Origin of the sequence: Shewanella schlegeliana (genome assembly GCF_016765635.1) — a bacterium.
Taxonomy (GTDB): Bacteria; Pseudomonadota; Gammaproteobacteria; order Enterobacterales; family Shewanellaceae; genus Shewanella; species Shewanella schlegeliana.
Genome location: NZ_JAESVD010000006.1, coordinates 50,884 through 73,967 on the forward strand (window position 1 = coordinate 50,884; position 23,084 = coordinate 73,967).

The following is a 23,084-nucleotide window of genomic DNA, read 5'->3' on the forward strand; positions in this document are numbered from 1 at the left end:
AAGCTGGTCTTTGCAGCTATGCGGTTGAAATTACTGAGTCATTAACGCAATAAGTTTATCAGATATTCAAGAAAACTTGCATAAGAAGTTCAATGTATGAGACTCTCCACTGTATATAAAAACAGTGTGAGGTTGGATATGGCCGTTATAACTCAATTTGTTGTCGTTAGAGAAGGGGTTGAAAAGATGACTTTTACATCGAAGAAGGAGGCTGATGCCTACGATAAGATGCTAGATATCGCTGACAACCTTATTCCCTTCCTAAGTAAAAGTGAATTGGAACTCGACGAACGTGATGTGGAGAAGTTGAGCTTTTTCCTCGCTCAGAACAAGGAAGATCTGCAAGTATTGCTTAAGGGCGGTTCACTTAATAAGAAAGCGGCGCCTAAGAAAGCGGTAAAAAAGGCAGAAAACAAGGAGTCTAAATAAACAGCTTGTTAAAATACCCTAGTTTGTTGTTAAAATGCTGCAATTGTATTTTATTCGGTAGATAAACGGTTGGGAAGTATTCATTGTGAACGATTTTTATGACACGCTAAATCGTCAGGTGCTGGCATTACTGACCGGCGAGGACGATACGATTGCAGCGTTAGCTAATTTTTCAGCGCTGCTAAACGATAATCTTACGGATCTGAACTGGGTAGGCTTCTATTTACTGAAGAACGATGAATTAGTACTTGGGCCATTTCAAGGTAAGGTCGCTTGTTCACGTATTCCAGTTGGTAAAGGGGTCTGCGGTACGGCTGTTGCGACCAATTGCACACTGCGTGTCGATGATGTTCATCAATTTGATGGGCACATTGCTTGTGATAGCGCCAGTAATTCAGAGTTAGTCGTGCCGCTGCGTCAAAATGGAAAGGTTATTGGTGTGCTGGATATTGATAGCCCTTCGTTATCAAGATTCAGTGAAATTGATCAACAGGGCATCGAAACTTTGGTTAAAAGTCTCGAAATTTGCCTAATTGGTTAATCTACGACCAATTATCGCTAATTGTAGGTCGCAATCATTTGAAGCCTCTCTATAATAAGCGGTTTGAGTAATGAAAAAAGCAGACGCACTTGTATGCTAGATTTGAATACATGAAGTTTGTGATTTATTGCTAAGGTAGGTTTGGTTTTAGGACAAAAACAGATGTTAACAATTTTTCATTTGTGGTTTGTTCCTTGATCAGACAAATATAAACGACACATAAGTTGATACATGCCCTAGAGCTTGTCGGCGGTGTCCCTTTTTAAAACTGTGGAAGTAAAGATGGAATCAACAGAAAAGTTGACCGATACCAACGCTATTCTTGCGTATTTGTACGAAACATTTCCTTTGTGCTTTATAGCTGAAGGCGAAACGAAGCCATTAAAAATTGGATTGTTTCAAGATTTAGCGGAAAGGTTAGCTGATGATTCTAAAGTCAGTAAAACTCAGCTCAGAATCGCGTTAAGAAGATACACCAGCAGCTGGCGTTATCTAAAGTGCGTTAAAGCTGGCGCACAGCGTATCGATTTAGACGGCAATGCTTGTGGCGAGTTAGAGCAAGAGCATATTGATCACGCGGCAGCTACACTTAAAGAGAGCCAAGACAAAGCGAAAGCTAAGAGAATGGCTCAGGCTAAGAGTGCTAATCCAGCACCTAAAGCGGCGAAAAAGCCAGTTAAGAAGCCAGTTGCTAAGCGTCCAAAACCAGCTCAAAGTAACAAACCTGCAAAAGAAGCTGTTGTGGCAGAAAATCTAACGCCAGCAGTTTTAGCTGAATTGAAACCAAATCAGCGCGTGAATGTCAAACTAGGTAAGGCACCAGTCGCTGGTGTGATTTTGGACATCAAAAAAGAAGATGTTCAAGTTCAGTTAGACTCAGGTTTAACCATTAAAGTTAGAGCTGAACACATACTGCTGTAATGGCTTAAAAGCACATAAAGGAGTGACTTGTTGATGCGAAAACTTTCTCTGGCTGTATCCATTGCCGGTATTTTTGTCGGATTTTCGGCGTGGGCTGTGAGTCCCACAATTCAATTCAGCGAGTTACCCGCTCTTAAGCAGGAACCGCAGCATAAGGTAGCCAGTAAGCGTGTTACTGGATTATTTACCCGATCTCATTATCATCGCTTTGATATGGATGATGCATTCTCACAGCAAGTGTTCGAACGTTATCTAAAACAGTTAGACTACCGTAAGAATGTATTGCTGCAGTCAGACATCGATAGCTTTAAGCCGTACTCGAGTCAATTCGACGATATGTTGAAAAGTGGCGACCTGAATCAAGCTTATACAATGTATGAATTGGTGCAAAAACGCCGTTATGAACGCTTTGCCTACGCATTGTCTCTGCTCGATGAAGAGATGGCATTTGATGTGCCTGGTGACAAGTATGAGTACGATAGAGAAGATGCGAGCTGGCCAAAAACAGAAGCTGAGTTAAATGAACTTTGGCGTCAACGTGTTAAATACGACGCGTTAAATCTTTCTCTTACAGGAAAAAACTGGGACGAGATCGTTAAAGTGCTTGAAAAGCGCTATAACAATGCCATTAAACGCCTGAGTCAGACACACAGTGAAGATGTGTTCCAGGGTGTGATGAACGCATTTGCTCGTACGGTAGAACCACACACGAGTTATTTATCTCCACGCAATGCCGAACGTTTCCAGATGGAGATGAACCTAAGTCTAGAAGGCATTGGTGCGGTGTTACAAGTTGATGACGATTATACCGTTATTAAGAGCCTGGTTGCTGGCGGTCCCGCTGCGACGAGCGAGAAATTGTCACCTGAAGATAGAATTGTCGGTGTCGGTCAAGATGGCGAAGAGATAGTTGATGTTATTGGTTGGCGATTGGACGATGTGGTTGAGCTGATTAAAGGGCCGAAAGGCAGTAAAGTCGTGCTAGAGATCTTGCCAAAGAAGGGCGGAACGAGTGCGAAGACCTTTGAACTCACTATTGTTCGCGATAAAATTCGTTTAGAAGATCGCGCTGCAACCTCTAAGGTGATTGAGCCGACAGAGGGGCCGTATGCTGATCGTAAAGTCGGTGTTATTCAGATCCCTGGCTTTTACATGGATCTCTCTAAAGATGTTTCCAAAGAGTTAGCGGAACTAAAAGAAGCTAAAGTTGAAGGGATCATCATCGACCTTCGTGGTAATGGCGGCGGCGCTTTAACCGAAGCAACTCTTTTGACTGGTTTATTTATCGAGCAAGGTCCAGTCGTTCAAATTCGCGATGCCAACGGCAGAGTTTCACAAAATCGCGATAATGATGGACGTGTTACCTATGACGGTCCTTTGACTGTTATGGTTGATAGATACAGTGCATCGGCATCAGAAATTTTTGCCGCAGCACTTCAGGACTACGATCGCGCTCTCATTGTTGGTGAGTCGACTTTTGGTAAAGGTACGGTGCAGCAACATAAGAGCTTAGGCCGTATTTATGATATGTATGAGAAGCCTATCGGTCATGTGCAGTACACGATTGCAAAATTTTACCGCATTAACGGTGGAAGTACGCAGCTTAAAGGTGTGACACCTGATATTCCATTCCCAAGTGCGTTAGAGCCTGGGGAGTATGGTGAAGCAGAAGAAGAAAATGCTTTACCTTGGGATAAGGTCCCTGTTGCCCAATACGGTACGCTTGGTGAAATCTATCCGCAGTTGATTGCTAACCTAGATGGTAAGCACAAAGATCGTATTAAGTCTGATGTTGAATTTGGTTATATTTTTCAGGATATCGCTGAGTTTAAAGAAAATCATGACGACAAAACGGTTTCTTTGGTTAAGAGCGAACGCCTAGCTGAACGTGAAGAGAACGATGCGAAACAACTTACCAGAGCTAACGACAGACTCGTTAGAGAGGGACAGGAAAAGGTTAAGTCTTTGGACGATATCCCTGACGATGTTGAAGTTGCTGATGCCTTCTTAGATGAAACGGCATATATCACTCTTGATTTGGTTGATATCGAAAAGTTAGCTAAGAACCAGAAAAAGTAAAATTGAATAAATAAAAAAACGCGCTTACAGCGCGTTTTTTTTAATGAAAAATAATAGATAAGAGGTTTATTCATGTCACAGCCACAAGCCAAATTCCTCAGAGATTACCAGAAACCTAAGTTTAAAATTTCCCATATCGACTTAGACTTCACTCTTGCACAAAAGCAGACACAAGTTGTCGCAACCAGCAAGGTTTTTCGTCAAGGTCATCATCAAGAGCCATTAGTATTAGTTGGCGATGAGCTAACGCTGCTTAGTGTGATGATTAATGGCAACAAAGCTGAGTATCAGTTATTAGCTGGAGAGCTTGTTATCGATACGGCTCTTGATAATTTTGAACTGCAGATAATCACTCAGCTTGATCCTGAAGCAAACTCTAGCCTAGAAGGCTTATATATGTCTGATGGTGCCTACTGTACTCAATGTGAAGCCGAAGGGTTTAGACGTATCACCTATTTCTTGGACAGGCCTGACGTATTAGCCATCTATACAGTACGTGTTGAGGCTGATAGACAAGCATTCCCGTATCTGTTAAGTAATGGCAACTTGATTGATAGTGGTGAACTCCAAGGTGGACGTCATTATGCCAAATGGCATGATCCATTCCCAAAACCGGCCTATCTTTTTGCTCTGGTTGCAGGTGATTTTGACCTGTTAGAAGATAAGTTTACTACTTGCAACCAACGAGAGGTTAAGCTGCAGGTGTTTGTCGATAAGGGCAACCTAAGCAAGGCTCATCATGCAATGGCCTCGCTTAAGAAGTCGATGACTTGGGACGAGAGCCGCTTTAATTTAGAGTATGATCTCGATATCTATATGATTGTCGCGGTTGATTTCTTCAATATGGGGGCAATGGAAAACAAGGGCTTAAATGTTTTTAATACTAAGTTCGTCTTAGCCGATAAAGCCTCTGCAACCGATGATGATTATCACGGTATCGAGTCCGTCGTGGGTCACGAGTATTTCCATAACTGGACCGGAAACCGAGTCACTTGTCGTGATTGGTTCCAGCTTAGCCTCAAAGAAGGTTTGACTGTCTTTAGAGATCAGGAGTTCAGTTCCGATCTTGGTTCTCGAGCCGTTAACCGAATCCACGCGATTAAAGCGATAAAGAACCAGCAGTTTGCGGAAGACTCAGGTCCTATGGCGCATCCTATCAGACCTGAATCCGTTATCGAAATGAATAACTTCTATACGGTTACCGTCTACAACAAGGGAGCTGAAGTCATTCGTATGATGCATACTCTTCTTGGCGAGGCTGCTTTTCAACAAGGTATGAAGTTGTATTTTGAGCGTCATGATGGTCAAGCGGTAACATGCGATGATTTTGTTGCAGCCATGCAAGATGCCAGTGAAGTGGATCTTACCCAGTTTAAGCGTTGGTATAGTCAAGCAGGGACGCCTCAAGTTGATGTTAAAGAACACTATGATGAGCAGGCTCATGTATATCAACTAACGCTATCACAAATGACACCAGCGACACCTGATAAGGCAGAAAAACAGCCATTACATATTCCTTTCGATATTGAACTTTTAGATGTTGACGGAGATACGGTATTTAATAGGGTGTTAGATTTTACAGAAGAAACACAAGTCTTCACTTTCGACGGCATTAAACAAAAACCTATCCCGTCTTTGTTACAGAACTTTTCAGCACCAGTAAAGCTTAACTTTAATTACTCTGTAGAGCAGCTGGTACATATCATGCGATTTGCCACAAGTGAAGTTGCTAAATGGGAGGCATCTGTTTCACTATTTAGCCAGTCTGTTTGGCAAAATGTCGAGCGTCTGCAAAATAATCAGTCAATGTACATTGACCCGAGGATCCTTGATGCATTCAAGGGGGTTATTTTAGCGCAAGATCTTGATAAAGCCTTGATGGCAGAAATTTTAACACTAGCGAGTGCGAGTTCGCTTATTGAGCAAAAAGATGCTGTCGACCTCGATAGCCTTGCTTTAGCAAGGGAGTTTGTGGTGTTCGAAGTTGCTTCTGACTGTGAAGATGAATTGTTAGCAAGGTTCAGAGAGTTAGAGAAAGTTGACGATGCAGCAGCTCGAGCCCTGAAGAATATCTGTTTGAGCCTGTTGTTAAAGGTCGAACAAAGTTACGCTGCGCTGGCAAAGCAACAATTCCAGTCAGCTGAGAATATGACCGATAGTTTAGCTGCGCTATCTGCATTAAATAGTGAGTCATCTCTTATTCGCGATGAGTTGATGAGTCAGTTTGAGAGACAATGGATTGACACGCCATTGGTTATGGATAAGTGGTTGGTGTTACATGCGACATTGGCTTGCAGTAAATGTATTAATCAACTGCAATCCCTATTTGAGCATGAGGCATTTAGCTTTAATAATCCAAACCGGGTACGCTCATTGATTGGCGCATTCGCTGCAGGGAACACTTTTGAGTTTCACCGAAAGGATGGTGTGGGTTACCAATTTTTGGCCGATGCGATTATTAAGCTTAATAGTGTTAACCCTCAAGTTGCCGCGCGGATCATTACGCCGTTAATTCAATTTAAAAAGTTTGATGCGACGAGACAGGCAATGATGAAACAGCAGTTGCAACGTATTCTCGCTGTTGAAGAGTTATCAAAAGATCTGTATGAGAAGGTCACTAAAGCGTTAGCTTAGAGCGGCAGTAATATGTTGGATCTCAATCTTAGTCATCGTATGATACGGTTACTGAATTGAGGTCCAACTTCTTTAAGAGAATTAGGTTTTGGCATCATCCCATCAAGTTTTTCAATTTCCGCTGAATATCAGTTATCAAGAGTTTCTCCCCTACTATCGAGGTGAGGTTAATAAAGTCGAAGTCGTCGATATAAAGGGGCGGACGCTGTGGATCAATGCACGCCATTTCAGGCCTTTTTTGTCGAGTATTGGCATAAAAGCTTATTTCACTATGGTTGTCGATGGTCAGGGGAATTTAATCAGTCTTACAAAAATTTAGAGTAATTACTTCAAACGGTCGATTGCTTTAAACAACTATCTATCCACTCACATAAAATTCTTAGGTCATTGTAATAACGAATAAAATGACCTTAAAGCCTCTCTAGTTTAACTTTACCTATTGCTGATTTAAATACAGCGGTAAAAACCATCAATAAGATCTCTCTTAAGTAACGAAATCTTTTGAATATTTTCTATGTTTCATCCTTGCTCACTTCATGTAAATGCTGTAACAATGGTGTCACCTGTAAGTTAACAGAATGTTGGCTATCAATTCCTATAACAAAAGAATCCAGCAGGTTACGGAGAGAAGCTAAAATGAAAAAGGTTAAAAACGGCTTTAATAAGTCGGCGCTCGCTTTGGGGATAGTCGCGGCGCTCGGTTTTGGCATGACAAACCATGCTAACGCAGTCTCATTCAATTGGGGTGAGGTAGAAGGCACATTTGATTCAACTTGGACTGCTGGTGCAAGTTGGCGAGTTGAGGGGAGAGATTGGGATAACCAAATCGGTAAAGTAAACCATCCGCGTTTCGATTGGTCTGGTTATTCTGCTTTTGGTGACACTAAATACAGTTCGGCAGAGATCTGGGCTCAACCAGGATCTTATTCGAGTAACGGCGATTTAGCTGACCTGCTTTATACGCAAGGTGATACGACTGCTGAGATTTTTAAAGGTCTGCATGAGCTTTCCTTAAGATACAAGAATTTTGGTGTATTTGCTCGCGGAATGTATTTCTATGACCGTAAGGCTAATGATGGCGATTATGGTTATAGCAATCCATTAACTGGCAAAGAGTATGATCCTTGTGAAGATAAGAAAGCTTCTGAAGTTCAATGTAAAGATATTCGCCTACTAGATGCTTTTGTTTATGCAGATTTTGATTTTAACGATGGTGCAAACCCTCTTTCAATACGAGTGGGTAATCAGGTTGTCTCGTGGGGAGAAAGCACACTGATTGCACACGGTATTGGTGTCATCAATCCAGTAGATTTAAATATTCTAAATGCGCCAGGGGCCGAGCTTAAAGAAGCTTTTAGGCCACAAGGTATGGTTTGGGCTTCGTTTGGTGTGACCGACAACCTATCGGTAGAAGGTTTCTACCAATATGACTGGGAACCTGTTTGGGTTCCAACTCCAGGCTCATTCCTTTCAACGAATGATTTTGCAGGTTACGGTGGTTATTACCAAAATGCACAGCTAGGTTTTAATGCCAACCCTGATATGGATCTTGACTTTTTACTGTCTGAATATAACACCCTTGTTGGCATGGTCGGTTCCGGTCAGGTAGACGGCGCAACGCTAGCAAGCCTTGCACTCGCGTATCCAACCAAAGCAACATTAGTAGAAGATCCTGCCTCGGCAAGCGATGATGGTCAATGGGGGGTCAAGCTTGGCTATTATGCGCCGCAACTTGGTGAGACCGAGTTTGGCTTGTACTACATGAACTATCACAGTCGTCGTCCGCTGATCAGTGGTACTACGGCGAACTTTACTGAAGAAGCGATAGGTCGAGATCTGCAGCGACTAGGTGGTAAAGCACAGTCAGGTGAAGCCATGACTCGCGAAGATCTATTAGCGTTAGAGACGTTCTCAAAGGCACAGATTGTTTATCCTGAGGATATTCAGTTAATGGGCTTTAGCTTCAACACCTTGGTTGGTGATACTTCTGTCGCTGGTGAAATTGCTCACCGCCTTGATGAACCTCTGCAGATTGATGATGTTGAGTTGCTGTTTGCAGCTATGCCTCAGCAGTTAGCTAATGCTGGAATTCGTCCTGATTTTGATGGTATTTCGCAAGTTGAAAACTACGGGCCAGGTGAATATGCAGAAGGCTTTATTCGTTTAGATACCACTCAAGCACAGACTACTTTTACTCATCTATTTGGTCCAACTCTTGGTACCGATAACTTGACCATGTTAGCTGAGATTGGCGGTGTGTGGATCCATGATATGCCGAGTCAAGATGAGCTGAGACTCAACGGACCGGGTACCTCTCGTTCGGGCGGAAACCCCGATATGCCGGGAATTATTGAAGCCTTGCACAATGGTCCAGAAGTCAATCCGTTCCCTACCGATTTTGCTTGGGGTTATCGTATCGTGGCTAAGGCTGATTATAACAACGTATGGGGAGGGGTGAATATTGCACCTAGAGTCATATTCTCTCATGACGTTGATGGTATTACGCCAGATCCTATGTTCCTGTTTACTGAAGGTAAGAAGTCTGTTGCGCTTGGTATTAACTTTGACTATCAGAGCCGCTGGGGCGCAGATGTCTCTTATAACACCTTCTTCGGCGGCGTAGGCACGACAAACTCTCTGGCAGATAGAGATTATGTATCGTTCAATATTAAGTATTCAATCTAAATCACAAGGACAATAACAATGAATAAACTTGCGATATTGCCTGTAGCAGTGATGTTTGCGTTAAGCGCACCAAGTGCTTTGGCTAAAGTTTCTGAAGCAGATGCTGCAAAATTAGGTACCGAGTTAACCCCGTTAGGTGGCGAGAAAGCGGCTAATGCCGATGGTTCAATTCCTGCGTGGGATGGTGGTATTACAAAGCCTGTGGCTGGTTACAGTAAAGGTATGCATCACCCAGACCCGTTCACAGCTGACAAAATCGAATTTACCATCACTAATACCAATAAAGATAAATATAAAGACTATTTATCAGACGGTCAGCTCAAGCTGTTTGAGCTATATCCTGAAACGTTCAAAATGAATGTGTATCAGACCCGTCGCTCTGCTTCTGTCCCTCAGTTTGTTTACGATGCGACAAAAGAGAACGCAACGCGTGCAGAGCTAATTGATGGTGGTAATGGGATTAAAGGGGCATCAATTGGCATTCCGTTCCCAATGCCTGAAAATGGCTTAGAAGTTATTTGGAACCATATACTTCGTTTCCGCGGAGTGGATATTAAGACCTCTCGTAGCCAAGCGGCACCGACAGCAGGTGGTAGTTATACCCTTGTTGAAACGGCGGAAGAAATTCGTTTTCAATATTCTCGCCCAGAGATGTCGTTAGACAAGCTTTCTAAAGACAATACTCTGTTTTTCTTTAAGCAAGTTGTTACTCAGCCTGCGCGTTTAGCGGGTACAGCACTGTTAGTAAAAGAGACGATGGACCAAGAGAAGCTTCCACGCCAAGCTTGGACTTATAACACGGGACAGCGTCGGGTTCGTAAAGCGCCAAATGTCGCATTTGATACGCCAGGTACCGTTTCTGATGGCTTAAGAACAACCGATGATTTTGATATGTTTAATGGCTCGCCAGTACGTTACAACTGGGAGTTAGTCGGTAAACAAGAGCTTTACATCCCTTATAACGACTATAAGTTGCACTCTGATAAGCTTGAATATGAGCAGATTATCACCCCTGGTCATATCAATCCTGAACATGTCCGTTATGAGAAGCATCGTGTTTGGGTAGTTAAAGCGACGTTGAAAGATGGTATGCGTCACATCTATAAGGCCCGTACTTTCTATATCGATGAAGACTCGTGGCAAGTGTCTGTTGCTGATCTCTACGATAACCGAGATGAGCTTTATCGAGTTGCGATTGCTCATGGCCTTAACTACTACGAAGTACCAACTCAATGGAGCACCTTAGAAGTCTTCCATGATCTTCAGTCACGCCGATATATCGCAATGGGCTTAGATAATGAAGGCCGTATGTACGACTTCGATGCCAAGTTAAGTGAAGCAAACTTCACTCCTGCGGCATTACGCCGTGCTGGTATTCGTTAACCCTGCTTGTAGAGGGGCTAAGGCCCCTCACTATTTTAAAGGAAGTCTGTATGTCGTTTAGCATGCTTCGATTTGTCTCAGTATTGAGTTTAATGAGTCTTTTTCAGGCTTCTCCGGTATTGGCGCAAGAGAATAAATTACAACAACAAATTCAGCCTCTTGCTGCAAATTCTTTAGTCTTAGACATCGTAAATAATCAAAATGCCTTGGTTGCTGTTGGTGAGCGAGGTCACGCATTCATTTATCGAGATTCTTGGAGACAGGTACCTACGCCAACACAAGCCTTGCTGACTAAGGCCTTTTTTATCACACCTGATAAGGGCTGGGCCGTGGGTCATGACGCGACCATTCTCCATACCATAGATGGTGGTATGTCTTGGAAGCTGCAGATGCAGTCTCAGGAGATAGAAAAACCATTCTTAGATATTCTATTTTTTACAGAACAACATGGCGTCGCAGTCGGCGCCTATGGCTTATTTTATCGCACCATTGATGGTGGCAAAACATGGAATAGTGAATACCACCAAGAGCTCCTTTTTGAAGAGGATGTTGCTTATTTGGAAGAGCTAAAAGCTGAGGATGAAGCACTCTACCTTTCAGAGCGAAGCACATTACTACCCCACTTTAATCGTATTATCCACGCAACAGATAACACCCTTATTATGGTGGGGGAGTTAGGTCTGGTTGCTACTTCAAAAGATCAAGGGAAAAACTGGCTAAAGCAAGACTTTCTCTATGAAGGATCTCTGTTTAATGCTTCGATAGTGGGAGACACTGCATTTGTTATGGGCCTTAGGGGCAATATCTTTAAATCTGACTTAAGTCTTGTCGATTGGGAGAAGGTCAGTTTACCTGTTGATTCAACGATTAATGCAGGAATAAGGCTTGGTGAAGGTAGGTTGCGATTAGTGGGTAATGCCGGCGTTATTATCGACATATCTGCGACAGGGGAGAGCCAACTTGTAGAGCAGCGTCAGGGGGAAAACCTAGTCGCGATTGCCGAAGACTCAGAAGGAAACTTATGGGTTGCAGGTAATAAAGGTCTCATCAAATTAGAACAAAAATAATAGGACCTTACTATGTTAGATAAATTAGTTAATGGATTCGAATCTTATCTATTTCGTCATAGAGCGTTTGTCATATTCCTTTTTGCGTTAACGACAATTTTTCTCGGGATGCAAGCAAGTAATCTTAAAATGGATGCGGCGTTTGTAAAAAATATCCCACTTAACCATAGTTATATGCAGACTTATTTGAAGCACCAAAAACAATTTGGTGGTGCAAATAGCATTATGGTGGCTGTTGAAGACACTAGCGGTAATATTTTCAATGCCAACTTTTTCGATGCTCTGAAGAATGTACACGATCAGTTGTTTTTTATCCCGGGAGTAGACCGTGCCCAGGTTAAATCACTATTCTCACCTTCTACACGTTTTACCGAGGTGGTTGAAGATGGTTTTGCCGGTGGACCTGTCATTCCTGCAGACTTTTCAACCACAGAACAGGGGTTAAAAACTGTTCGTGGCAATATTGAGAAAGCGGGAATTGTCGGTCGTTTAATTGCCGAAGATTATTCTGCTGCCATGGTGAGCGCACAGTTAATGGATTTCGATCCGCAAACGGGTCAGGCGCTCGACACCTTAGCGTTTGCCGCTCAGTTAGAAAAACAGTTACGTGAACAATATGAAACCGATGAGATTAAGATCCATATCATAGGTTTCGCTAAGATGGCCGGAGACGTCGCCGATGGTGCTAAAGGAGTGTTGCTATTTTTCCTGATAGCGATTCTCGTTACCGCTGTGATGGTTTACTGCTTTTCCAAGTCAGTTGTACTGACTATCTTACCACTACTGTGTAGCTTGATAGCGGTGGTTTGGCAGTTGGGTTTACTTACGGTCGTTGGATTTGGCTTAGACCCTATGTCTATTCTGATTCCCTTCCTAGTGTTTGCTATTGGTGTCAGTCATAGCGTACAGATGATCAATGCTGTTAGAAGGCGGGTATCCGATGGGCGAACCACAAAAGCGGCTGCTGCACTCGCTTTTCGAAGTCTGTTGATCCCAGGTGGGGTTGCATTACTGTCAGACACCATAGGTTTTATGACCCTATTGGCGATCGATATTGGGATCATCCGAGAGTTGGCAATTTCTGCATCCTTGGGTGTGGCAGTTATCATCTTAACTAACTTGGTGCTCTTGCCATTGGTGATCTCTTTTACCCACCTTAAAGTAAAACAAGATAGAGAGCCTAGCGCTGTTAATATTATCTGGCTCAAGTTGTCTAAGTTCGCTACGCCAAAATATGCAGTGTGGGTATTATTGATTACAGCGGGTTTATATGCGGTCGGATTGCAGCAAGCGAATAAGATGAAGATTGGCGATTTACAAGGTGGAGCGCCAGCACTACACCTCGACTCTCGGTATAATCAAGATACTTTCTTCATCACCGATAAGTTCTCAATCACAACCGATGTGATGACAGTTATTGTTGAGGCGTTTCCTGAGGCTTGTACCTATCACTCGGTACTGACTCAAATTGATGAATTCGAATGGCAGGTGAGCAATACGCCTGGTGTTGAGTCGACTGCAAGTTTGGCATCGGTGGCAAAACGGGTTAACTCAGGCTTTAACGAAGGTAATCCTAAGTGGAGCGTATTGCCGCGTACCACTGCGAGCTTAGTGCAGGCTGTTGGGCGTGTACCGACAACCTCTGGATTGCTCAACAGCGATTGTTCGGTTATGCCTGTCTATCTGTTCTTAAAAGATCATAAGGCTGAGACCATTGAAGTGGTTATCGATAAAGTTAACCAGCTACAAAAACAGATGGATACCGATAAAATTCAGTTTAAGTTGGCGTCAGGCCCTGTGGGAGTGATGGCTGCAACCAATGAAGCCGTGGCCGAGGCGCAGTTGCCGATGATGCTGTACGTATATGGCGCGGTGTTCTTCCTTTGTTTAATCAGCTTTCGTTCATTGAGAGCCACGATTGCCGTGATTTTGCCTTTGTATGTGGTGTCCACCTTGGCACAGGCGCTAATGACACAGCTTGATATAGGGCTAGCGGTGAGCACCTTGCCTGTTATTGCTTTGGGTGTGGGGATCGGTGTTGATTACGGGATCTATATTTTGTCGACAATGGCTGTACGTTTACGAGATGGTATGCCAGTACAACAAGCTTATTATGAAGCCTTGGTCGAACGCGGCAGCGCTGTTATTTTCACGGGGCTGACTTTAGCGATTGGCGTCAGTACTTGGTTCTTCTCGGCACTTAAGTTCCAAATGGATATGGGGATCTTGCTCACATTCATGTTTTTGGTAAATATGCTCGGTGCCATAATTATCTTGCCTGCGATAGCCGCTATGTTTTGGCGGCAGCCCAAGTAGACCCGAATAAAGAGGAGCATTAGCTCCTTTTTTTTTATGCATAAAAAAACGTTCTTACCGATTGTTATTTCATATATAAGGAGAAAATACGACATAAGGGCGGCGCAGGGAGGCTGTACCACTAAAATAGTTCTCGAAATGAAGGGGATTTAGTAATAAACTTCGCGCTATGACCTAGGTCACAGAAATAGGCTCAGGTCGGTTTACGAAGCATCCATAAAAATTAAAAAGCGCTGCCATAGCCCCTAAGGAAATAGCAACATGGCCTTGAAAGATGCAATGCCTTCAGTACTGCTCGAAAACGTAGTCAACCTAATTCACTCTAAAGTACCCAATTCACAAGCTAAACAAGTAGAACAATTTGCCACCTGCCTCTATGCGCATATGTCGAAAGATGATCTTAATGCGCGTAATGACAGTGACCTTTATGGCGCTGTTTTGAGTCAATGGAATGCGCTGAATAAGACCGCCGTCGGGGAAGGTCATATCAGAGTATTTAATCCTAGTCAGTCAAAACATGGCTGGCAGTCAAGCCACTCAATTATCGAAATCATTCAGCCAGATATGCCTTTCTTAGTTGATTCGGTCGGAATGGCTATTAACCGTTTAGGGATTACCGCACATATGATGCTGCATACGCCGATGGCTATTGAGCGTAAAGACGGTGTGGTAACCCATGTAAGCTACAGTCCAGAACAACAAGAAAACGTCGATAAAGTTGCGGTATTTTTAATTGAGATTGACCGTCAAAGTAGTGATGACGATATTAAGGCGCTCACCATAGAGATTGAGTCGGTCATTGCCGATGTTGGCGCCGCGGTTAATGATTGGGAAGCGATGTCAGCTAAGCTTGGCGAGACAATTGCAGAGTTAGAAACCCGCCCTTACCCTGGTACAAAGGAAGAGCTAAACGAAGCGAGAAACTTCCTCTCCTACCTCAATGATCACCACCTGACATTGCTCGGTTACCGCCGGTACGACTTACATAAAGTCGAAGGTGACTTAGAACTCGTTGCAGATAAGTCGACCAGCTTAGGCTTGATGAGTAAATCGACAAAATCGAAAACTGAAACAGGTTTACTGCTTTCTAACTTCTCTGAAAATGCACGTAAAGAGGCGTTAGATAACAGCCTATTAGTGCTGACTAAGAGTAGTGAGAAAAGTCGCGTTCACCGTCCAGCTTATGTCGATTACATAGGTGTTAAACGCTTCGATGAACAGGGTAATGTGATTGGTGAAGACAGATTTATCGGTTTGTATGCATCCAACCTATATAATCGTAGCCCGCGTGAAATCCCACTTTTAGCACAAAAAGTTCAGCGCGTATTGGACCGTTCAGGTTTAGCACCGCGTTCACACGACTATAAAGCCTTAATGCATATTCTTGAGACGCTACCTCGTGATGAATTAATCCAAGCCAGTGTCGAACAACTTGCCTCAATCGCTCACGGCGTACTAGAGATGCAAGATCGTGACAAACTAAAACTGTTTGTTCGTAAAGATGGCTTTGGGCGCTTCTTCTCATGCTTAGTCTATGTATCAAAAGATAGATATAACACTAAGTTACGCGAAGACACTCAGCGTATTCTTGCGCAGCATTTTAATAGTAGTGAAGATGTGGAGTTCACTACTTATTTCTCAGAGTCTACTTTGGCAAGAACGCATTACATCATCAAAGTTGACAATAATAATATGGACGTAGATGTGGCAGCGATTGAGAATAATTTGACCGAAGCGGCCCGCTCTTGGGAAGACAAGTTAGCAAGCGCGGTGTTTAGTGCTCAAGGTGAAGAGTTAGGTAACAGCCTGATTAAGCGCTATGTAGATGCATTCCCACGTAGTTACAAAGAAGATGTACTACCAAGCTCTGCCGTCGTGGACATTCAGCACCTTGAAGAGCTTGATGACGATCATAAGTTGGGTATGTTGTTCTATCAGCCACAGGAAACGGCACTAAACGACAACAAGGTACGTCTTAAGTTATTCCACAAAGATGAACCTATCCATCTTTCAGATGTACTGCCTATGCTTGAAAACTTCGGTTTGCGAGTGATTAATGAAAGACCTTATGAAGTTAAAACCGTCGATGGTGCAACATACTGGATCTTAGACTTCTTGATGACAACTCAGGGGGTCGCCTCTGATGATTTGGCCGATAGCCAAGAACGTTTTCAGACTGCTCTGTCTCATGTATGGAAGAAAGAGTTAGAAGATGACGGCTTTAACCGCTTAGTACTCTCCACAGGTCTTACCGGACGTGAAGTATCGGTACTTCGTGCTTACGCTAAGTATATGCGTCAAATAGACTCTACATTTAGCCAAGCCTACATTGAAGAGACTTTCGCAAGTTACCCTCAAATTGCTGATTTGCTAGTTAAAATGTACATTCGCAAGTTCAACCCTAAGTTGAAAACGCGTACGTTGAACAAGTTTATTGAGCAGATTAATCTACGTTTAGATGATGTTTCTAGCTTAGATGATGACCGTATTATTCGCCGCTATCTCGATCTAATTAACGCGACTAACCGTACTAACTTCTATCAGCTTGCCGAAGCTGGCCTACCAAAATCATATATCTCGTTCAAGTTTGAACCCGCTATGATCCCTGAGATGCCAAAGCCGCTGCCTAAGTACGAAATCTTTGTTTACTCGCCACGTGTTGAAGGTGTTCATCTTCGTGGTGGCAAAGTCGCTCGTGGTGGTTTGCGCTGGTCTGACCGACGTGAGGATTTCCGCACCGAAGTGCTAGGCTTAGTTAAGGCGCAACAAGTTAAGAATACGGTTATTGTACCTGTTGGTGCAAAAGGTGGCTTCGTCTGTAAGCAGCTTCCAACTGACGGTGGTCGTGAGGCATTCTTTGCCGAAGGACAAGAATGTTACCGCTTATTTATTCGTGGTTTACTCGATATCAGCGATAACATTATTAATGGCGAAGTGATTGCCCCAGATAATGTTGTTAGGCACGATGAGGATGATCCTTATCTCGTGGTTGCCGCCGATAAAGGGACGGCAACTTTCTCTGATATTGCCAACGAAATTGCCATCGAATATAACTTCTGGTTAGGTGATGCGTTTGCATCAGGCGGTAGCAACGGTTATGACCATAAGAAGATGGGTATTACCGCGCGTGGTGCTTGGGAATCGGTTAAGCGTCATTTCCGTGAAATGGGGATTAACTGCCAAACAACCGATTTCACCTGTTTAGCCATCGGTGATATGGCTGGTGACGTGTTTGGTAATGGTATGTTGCTGTCTCAGCATACGCGTTTAGTCGCTGCATTTAACCATATGCATATCTTTATCGATCCAAATCCAGATGCTGCCACCAGTTATGCAGAGCGTGAGCGTTTGTTTGCACTGCCGCGTTCAAGCTGGGAAGACTACAACCAAGAGCTTATCTCCAAAGGCGGCGGCATTTTCTTACGTTCTGCTAAGTCAATTCCATTGTCTGCAGAGATGAAGAAGATGTTGGGGAGTCAGAAAGCTTCGATGACGCCACTTGAGTTACTTAAAGAGTTACTTAAGATGCAGGTCGATCTTATCTGGAACGGTGGTATTGGTACCTATGTTAAGGCGACAAGCGAGTCTCACGCTGAAGTGGGTGACCGCGCCAACGATGCTATCCGTGTTAATGGTAATGAAGTTAAGGCCAAAATTATCGGTGAAGGTGGAAACTTAGGTTGCACCCAATTAGGTCGTATCGAATACTGTGCGAATGGCGGCCGCATGAATACTGACTTTGTTGACAACGTTGGTGGTGTAGATTGCTCTGATAACGAAGTTAACATTAAGATTTTGCTTAATGCCTTGGTCGCTGATGGTGAGATGACGCTTAAACAGCGTAACCGTTTGCTTGAAGAGATGACCGATGAAGTGAGCCGTATTGTACTGCAGGACTGTAAAGATCAAACTAGAACGATTTCAGTGACTCAAGTACGCGGTGCAGAGCAGTTAAAAGAGCAGATTCGTTTTATTCATCACTTGGAAAAAGAAGGCAAGCTAGATAGAGCGCTTGAGTTCTTACCCAATGAAGATGAGTTGGCCGACCGTTTAGTTAACGGTAAATCATTAACTCGCCCTGAGCTGTCAGTTTTAGTTGCTTACGCCAAGATGGTGTTAAAGGAGCAGCTATTAACTTCAGAGATCACCGAAGACAGCTTCTTGAGTCAGCTATTAATCGAGTATTTCCCTAAGCAGTTGCAGGAAAAGTACATCGAAAGTATGGCATCGCATCCACTGAGAGGTGAAATTATTGCCACTTCTTTGGCCAATGAGTTGGTCAATGATATGGGACTTAATTTCGTTCAACGTATGCAAGATGAGACAGGTGCCTCAGTAGCGGAAGCTGCCATTTGTTATACTATGGCACGCGAAGTGTTTGGTTTAGCAGATTTAACTAAATCAATTACAGATTTGAACGGTGTCATTCCTGCTGTTGTACAGTGTGAGATGCTGCATCAGCTACGCCGTAATATTCGCCGCGCGAGTCGTTGGTTCTTGCGTCATCGTAATCGTAACTTGAATATCGAACAGACGATTGAGTTCTTCAAACCCGTATTTGATGAGTTGAAGGCAAGCGTTCACCAATACATGGTTAACGAAGAAGTCGAAGGTATTCGTGCTGAATCGAATGCGTTGATTAATGAAGGTGTACCTGAAGATGTTGCCATGGTTGTGGCAAATGTGAGTACCTTATTCTCTGCGCTGGATATTGCCCAAATCTGTGATCTTGAAAGCAAGCCAGTTCCGTTAGTGGCCGAAACATACTTTAAGCTTGGAGCAAGTGTTGATTTGCATTGGTTCCTAGAGCAAATTAGTGCTCAACCTGTTTCGAACCACTGGCAAGCCCTTGCTAGAGCAGCCTTTAGAGAAGAGCTTGATTGGCAGCAGCGTGCGCTTAGTTCTGTGGTATTGAGAACCTGTACCGAAAGCTGTGATGCGAATAAGATCATTTCAGAATGGATTGAGTCAAATCAAAGCCTATTGGAACGTTGGTTCCATATGCTCGCTGACTTTAAGACTTCGCAAAGCCATGAGTTTGCAAAGTTCTCTGTAGCCTTACGTGAACTTAATCTTTTAATCCTTCATTGTGAAGGACAAAAGTAATCTGATTATAAATCAGAAGCCCTGGCAGATGCCGGGGCTTTTTTCGGTCTAGGAGAAAACATGTTTTATAAAATCGCACAAAAGTTCATGTTTCAGATGGATCCAGAACTGGCCCATAATTTCGCTATCGGCAGTTTAAAATCTACTGGTAATTCACCTTTAAATTGCTTTTATGCGCAAAACATAAAGCCAGCCCCAGTTACTATGATGGGTCTAACTTTTCCAAATCCTGTTGGTCTTGCTGCAGGCATGGATAAAGATGGTGAGTGTATCGATGCTTTCCATGCAATGGGTTTCGGTCATATTGAAGTCGGTACCGTCACGCCGCGCCCTCAGCCAGGTAATGAGCAGCCGCGCTGCTTTAGACTTAAGCCTGCTAAGGCAATTATTAATCGTATGGGCTTTAACAATAAAGGTGTAGACAACCTTGTTGCCAATCTAAAAGCTGTCAAGTCGAATGCGATGGTGGGTGTCAATATTGGTAAGAATAAAGACACACCAGTAGAGCAGGGTAAAGATGATTACTTGATCTGTATGGACAAGGTTTACCCTTATGCAGCTTATATTGCAGTCAATATCTCATCACCAAACACACCTGGTTTGCGATCGCTGCAATACGGCGATCTATTAGATGATCTACTTGGATCACTTAAGCAGAAGCAGAAAGAGCTTGCTGAAAAGCACGGCAAGTACGTTCCAATTGCTCTAAAAATCGCGCCAGACCTTTCTAGTGAAGAGATTGAAAAAATAGCAGAAGCGTTAATTCGAAGCGAATTTGATGCGGCAATTGCGACTAACACTACCTTAACTCGTGATGGTGTCAGTGGGTTACTGAATGCTAATGAAGCGGGCGGTCTTAGTGGTAAGCCATTGAATGCATTATCAACAATGGTTATTAAACAACTTGCTGATTGTTTGAAGGGCCAGCTTCCTATTATCGGTGTGGGCGGTATTAACTGTGCTGAAGACGCGCTAGATAAATTAGATGCAGGTGCTGAAATGGTGCAAATATATACTGGCTTTATTTATCAAGGGCCAAAGTTAATTAAAGATATCGTCGAAGCATACAGAATTAAATAAGTCTGTTTAGATCTAAGCTTAATATTTAGATCGTAAAACGATCATTTGGATCTTAATTGGATCTTAATGATCGTTTTTATTAGTAAATTAAATATCATCTCGAACAAAATTTATTTTGATATTGATGAAATAATCATCTATTATTCAATTGTATCTAAATAAAGGTAAACGTTATGTTATTAATGCCAAAAAGGGATTGGCAATGGGGATATAATGAAACATATGGTGTATTAAGTGTTTCATTAGGGGATGACATGGAGTTTTTGTCACCTTACAAGTTGAAGTCCCTAATACCTGATGCCAAAGAAACAATGGAGTTTAGTGTCGAGCATGCTAAGTTCTATATCGATCTGGTTGACCGTTTATCAAAAACTCTTTCATTGAACGATGCACTCATTGTTCAAATAGCTTTGAATGCAACCGTTGCCCATTTTTTATTAAAACCTCAAATGCCTAAGTCTTGGTTTTTTAAAACGTCAAATCAATGTGTGTATAGCGAAGTAGGTAAACTATTTCAGCTGACAACAAGTGAGCACACTGTACTTGCTATGGTCATCGAGTCTGGATTACAAGCGTCTTTAGTCATGATAATGTCCACTGAGTGTCGTTTAACAGATTCTAAATCTTTAAAGCAGTTTGAGACGATCAAAGTGATGCACGATAGATTGGCACCTTTATCAGTTCAGACTCAGCAACAGTTCCACGCAGCCTAAAATTCATACTACATAACGCAATTCAGTGCTTTTTAGTGCTGTAATTAGGCTAGGGTCATGCATTTCTCATTTCTGAACGCTCTAACAGCTTTTCGTTAATAATTGTCCATAGCACGCTCGACTTTTTTGTTATTCACCACTTTATTTCCCATTCTTAAGTTATATGAGTTAAGTTATAAGAGAACGACGAATCATTTTTCTTTCAATGAAATTTTGTTCTTAATGGATAATGATAAGACTTAGGTGAACCTATGGTAGGGTTTATTCACTCATTGTTGTTCGATAAATGAGCAGCGAGTGTTGCGTGGGTTCTCGCTAATTATAAGAAATTAATATCGCGTCATGCTTAATATGACGCGATTATAGATTTCTTGGCTATTAATTAATCGAGCAGCTTGCTTCGGTGACTGAATTAATAATAACCTCTGTCTTTGGTAAATCATCGCTATTGGTATCAACGATACTTATCTGATCGACTATATCCATACCCTGTAAGACTTTGCCAAATACTGCATAGCCATAACTAGAACTCGAAGCATCAAGCTGAGGATTGTCTAATATATTGATGAAAAACTGAGAGGTGGCAGAGTGAGGATCATTGGTTCTAGCCATCGCTAACGTGCCACGTTTATTACTAATCCCAACAACTGCTTCGTTAGTGATTGGTTCATTTCCTGGTTTTAACACTAACCCACTAGTGAATCCGCCCCCTTGAATGACAAAGTTATTAATGGTGCGATGAAACAAAGTGTCGTTATAGAAGCCATCAGCGACATAGTTTTTAAAATTATTTCCCGTAATAGGCATATTCGTTAGGTCGATAGCTAGGGTCATATCGCCCATAGTCGTCGACATCAGGTAACAGACATCAGCTTGTAAATCTGGGGCCTGAGCTGGTGGTGGAAGTATTGCAGTATTTTCACTATCACTGCCACCACAAGCGGCTAAACTAAAACATAGTAGGAGAGGGATTGCTTTATTCATTTTGTTCTCTCTATTAGGACGTCAACAAAGTGTTGTAAGTTTTGCTTGTGTTGAATTTATGTTGCATTTATGTGTGGTTGCGATTTTAGCAACTTTGGAAATTGGATCAATAAGATAGTACTAATGGTTACAAACTGTCGCAGCTTTGAGTTGTCTTTATATTCTTCAGCTGCTGGAGTTATTTTTGAAGTAAAACATCGGCTCAAGAGAAAAATTGTGAATTTAAGGTATAAAAAATCAGCTTTCGTTGGCCTAGATGTCGCTGCTTTATCATGTAAAGTAAAAGTGGTTGCAACAAGGGAAGCGACCTTCGCTATACATTATTAAAGAGTTGAACACGACGAGCTAACAGACGACTTTATCGAGCGTATGAATTGTATTTTCAGCTTTCTTTCATCGGTAAGGAAGTGATTACGAAAGTAGTGTTACTTTTTATAAAGCTAGAATCGCAGTTAGTGCACAATAAGCAGTTCAGAGTCGTAGTTTTTATGGGAGCAATGGGGTGTAAGGGGGGAAGGGGTGTAAACATAAGTTTTAGGTACAAAAAAACCAGCTTTCGCTGGCCTACATATCGCTGCTTTAGCACATAAAGTAAAAGTGGTTGCGGGAGCTGGATTTGAACCAACGACCTTCGGGTTATGAGCCCGACGAGCTACCAAACTGCTCCATCCCGCGTCCGAATTGTAATTATTAGTTTTACTTCATTATAAGGAAGTGGTTGCGGGAGCTGGATTTGAACCAACGACCTTCGGGTTATGAGCCCGACGAGCTACCAAACTGCTCCATCCCGCGTCTGAATTGTAATTATTAGTTTTACTTCATCATAAGGAAGTGGTTTCGACAGCTGGATTACTTTCTATAATAGCAGGGCAACGACCTTCGCCATGTTTTATAAATAGTTGAGTCCGAGTAGCTTTTATACTGCTCCATCCCACGTCCGAATTGTATTTATTAGTTTTACTTCATTATAAGGAAGTGGTTGCGGGAGCTGGATTTGAACCAACGACCTTCGGGTTATGAGCCCGACGAGCTACCAAACTGCTCCATCCCGCGTCCGAATTGTATTTATTAGTTTTACTTCATCATAAGGAAGTGGTTTCGACAGCTGGATTACTTTCTATAATAGCAGGGCAACGACCTTCGCCA

Annotated in this window: 14 protein-coding genes and 3 tRNA genes; 13 read left to right on the forward strand and 4 right to left on the reverse strand. The window is 42.7% G+C overall.

The window, feature by feature from the left end:
- Positions 1-138: 138 nt before the first annotated feature.
- The 13 genes from JMA39_RS11475 (at position 139) to JMA39_RS11535 (ending at position 20,954) form a co-directional block, all read left to right on the forward strand.
- Entirely contained in the window at positions 139-429 is a 291-nt protein-coding gene (locus tag JMA39_RS11475; RefSeq protein ID WP_202722011.1) for a YebG family protein, read from the forward strand.
- Between the two features lie 82 nt (positions 430-511).
- The gene (locus JMA39_RS11480; RefSeq protein ID WP_202722278.1) at positions 512-970 is read left to right on the forward strand and encodes a GAF domain-containing protein; all 459 of its coding nucleotides are present in this window, start codon (positions 512-514) and stop codon (positions 968-970) included.
- 282 nt (positions 971-1,252) lie between these two features.
- On the forward strand, positions 1,253-1,891 hold the full coding sequence (proQ, locus tag JMA39_RS11485; RefSeq protein ID WP_202722012.1) for an RNA chaperone ProQ: 639 nt from the start codon (positions 1,253-1,255) through the stop codon (positions 1,889-1,891).
- A 33-nt stretch (positions 1,892-1,924) separates the two neighbouring features.
- Positions 1,925-3,970: a carboxy terminal-processing peptidase gene (gene prc, locus JMA39_RS11490; RefSeq protein WP_202722013.1), complete on the forward strand. Its 2,046-nt coding sequence runs from the start codon at positions 1,925-1,927 to the stop codon at positions 3,968-3,970.
- A 72-nt stretch (positions 3,971-4,042) separates the two neighbouring features.
- The gene (pepN, locus tag JMA39_RS11495) at positions 4,043-6,604 is read left to right on the forward strand and encodes an aminopeptidase N (protein WP_202722014.1); all 2,562 of its coding nucleotides are present in this window, start codon (positions 4,043-4,045) and stop codon (positions 6,602-6,604) included.
- A gap of 88 nt (positions 6,605-6,692) precedes the next feature.
- Positions 6,693-6,923, forward strand: a complete 231-nt coding sequence (locus JMA39_RS11500) for a DUF2835 domain-containing protein (protein WP_202722015.1) — start codon at positions 6,693-6,695, stop codon at positions 6,921-6,923.
- Between the two features lie 317 nt (positions 6,924-7,240).
- Positions 7,241-9,289 (forward strand): DUF1302 domain-containing protein, encoded by a 2,049-nt coding sequence (locus JMA39_RS11505; protein WP_202722016.1) that lies wholly within the window; start codon positions 7,241-7,243, stop codon positions 9,287-9,289.
- A gap of 18 nt (positions 9,290-9,307) precedes the next feature.
- Positions 9,308-10,672 carry a DUF1329 domain-containing protein gene (locus JMA39_RS11510; protein ID WP_202722017.1) on the forward strand — a complete coding sequence of 455 codons (1,365 nt, stop codon included), beginning with the start codon at positions 9,308-9,310 and terminating at the stop codon, positions 10,670-10,672.
- Between the two features lie 50 nt (positions 10,673-10,722).
- On the forward strand, positions 10,723-11,739 hold the full coding sequence (locus JMA39_RS11515) for a WD40/YVTN/BNR-like repeat-containing protein (RefSeq protein WP_202722018.1): 1,017 nt from the start codon (positions 10,723-10,725) through the stop codon (positions 11,737-11,739).
- Between the two features lie 12 nt (positions 11,740-11,751).
- Positions 11,752-14,055 carry an efflux RND transporter permease subunit gene (locus tag JMA39_RS11520; protein WP_202722019.1) on the forward strand — a complete coding sequence of 768 codons (2,304 nt, stop codon included), beginning with the start codon at positions 11,752-11,754 and terminating at the stop codon, positions 14,053-14,055.
- Between the two features lie 261 nt (positions 14,056-14,316).
- A complete protein-coding gene (locus tag JMA39_RS11525) occupies positions 14,317-19,161 on the forward strand; it encodes an NAD-glutamate dehydrogenase (protein WP_202722020.1) in 4,845 nt (1,614 codons plus the stop codon).
- Between the two features lie 60 nt (positions 19,162-19,221).
- A complete protein-coding gene (gene pyrD, locus JMA39_RS11530; RefSeq protein WP_202722021.1) occupies positions 19,222-20,241 on the forward strand; it encodes a quinone-dependent dihydroorotate dehydrogenase in 1,020 nt (339 codons plus the stop codon).
- A gap of 173 nt (positions 20,242-20,414) precedes the next feature.
- Complete coding sequence (locus JMA39_RS11535) at positions 20,415-20,954, forward strand: cell division protein ZapC (protein ID WP_202722022.1); 540 nt, start codon at positions 20,415-20,417, stop codon at positions 20,952-20,954.
- A gap of 378 nt (positions 20,955-21,332) precedes the next feature.
- Here the strand turns inward: JMA39_RS11535 and JMA39_RS11540 are convergent, their stop codons facing one another.
- The 4 genes from JMA39_RS11540 to JMA39_RS11555 all read right to left on the reverse strand — a co-directional run bounded on the left by JMA39_RS11540 (position 21,333) and on the right by JMA39_RS11555 (position 22,991).
- A complete protein-coding gene (locus tag JMA39_RS11540; protein WP_202722023.1) occupies positions 21,333-21,938 on the reverse strand; it encodes a peptidylprolyl isomerase in 606 nt (201 codons plus the stop codon).
- A gap of 598 nt (positions 21,939-22,536) precedes the next feature.
- Positions 22,537-22,613 (reverse strand) — tRNA-Met (locus JMA39_RS11545).
- A gap of 40 nt (positions 22,614-22,653) precedes the next feature.
- Positions 22,654-22,730, reverse strand: a tRNA-Met gene (locus tag JMA39_RS11550).
- A gap of 184 nt (positions 22,731-22,914) precedes the next feature.
- A tRNA-Met gene (locus tag JMA39_RS11555) sits at positions 22,915-22,991 on the reverse strand.
- Between the last annotated feature and the right edge of the window lie 93 nt (positions 22,992-23,084).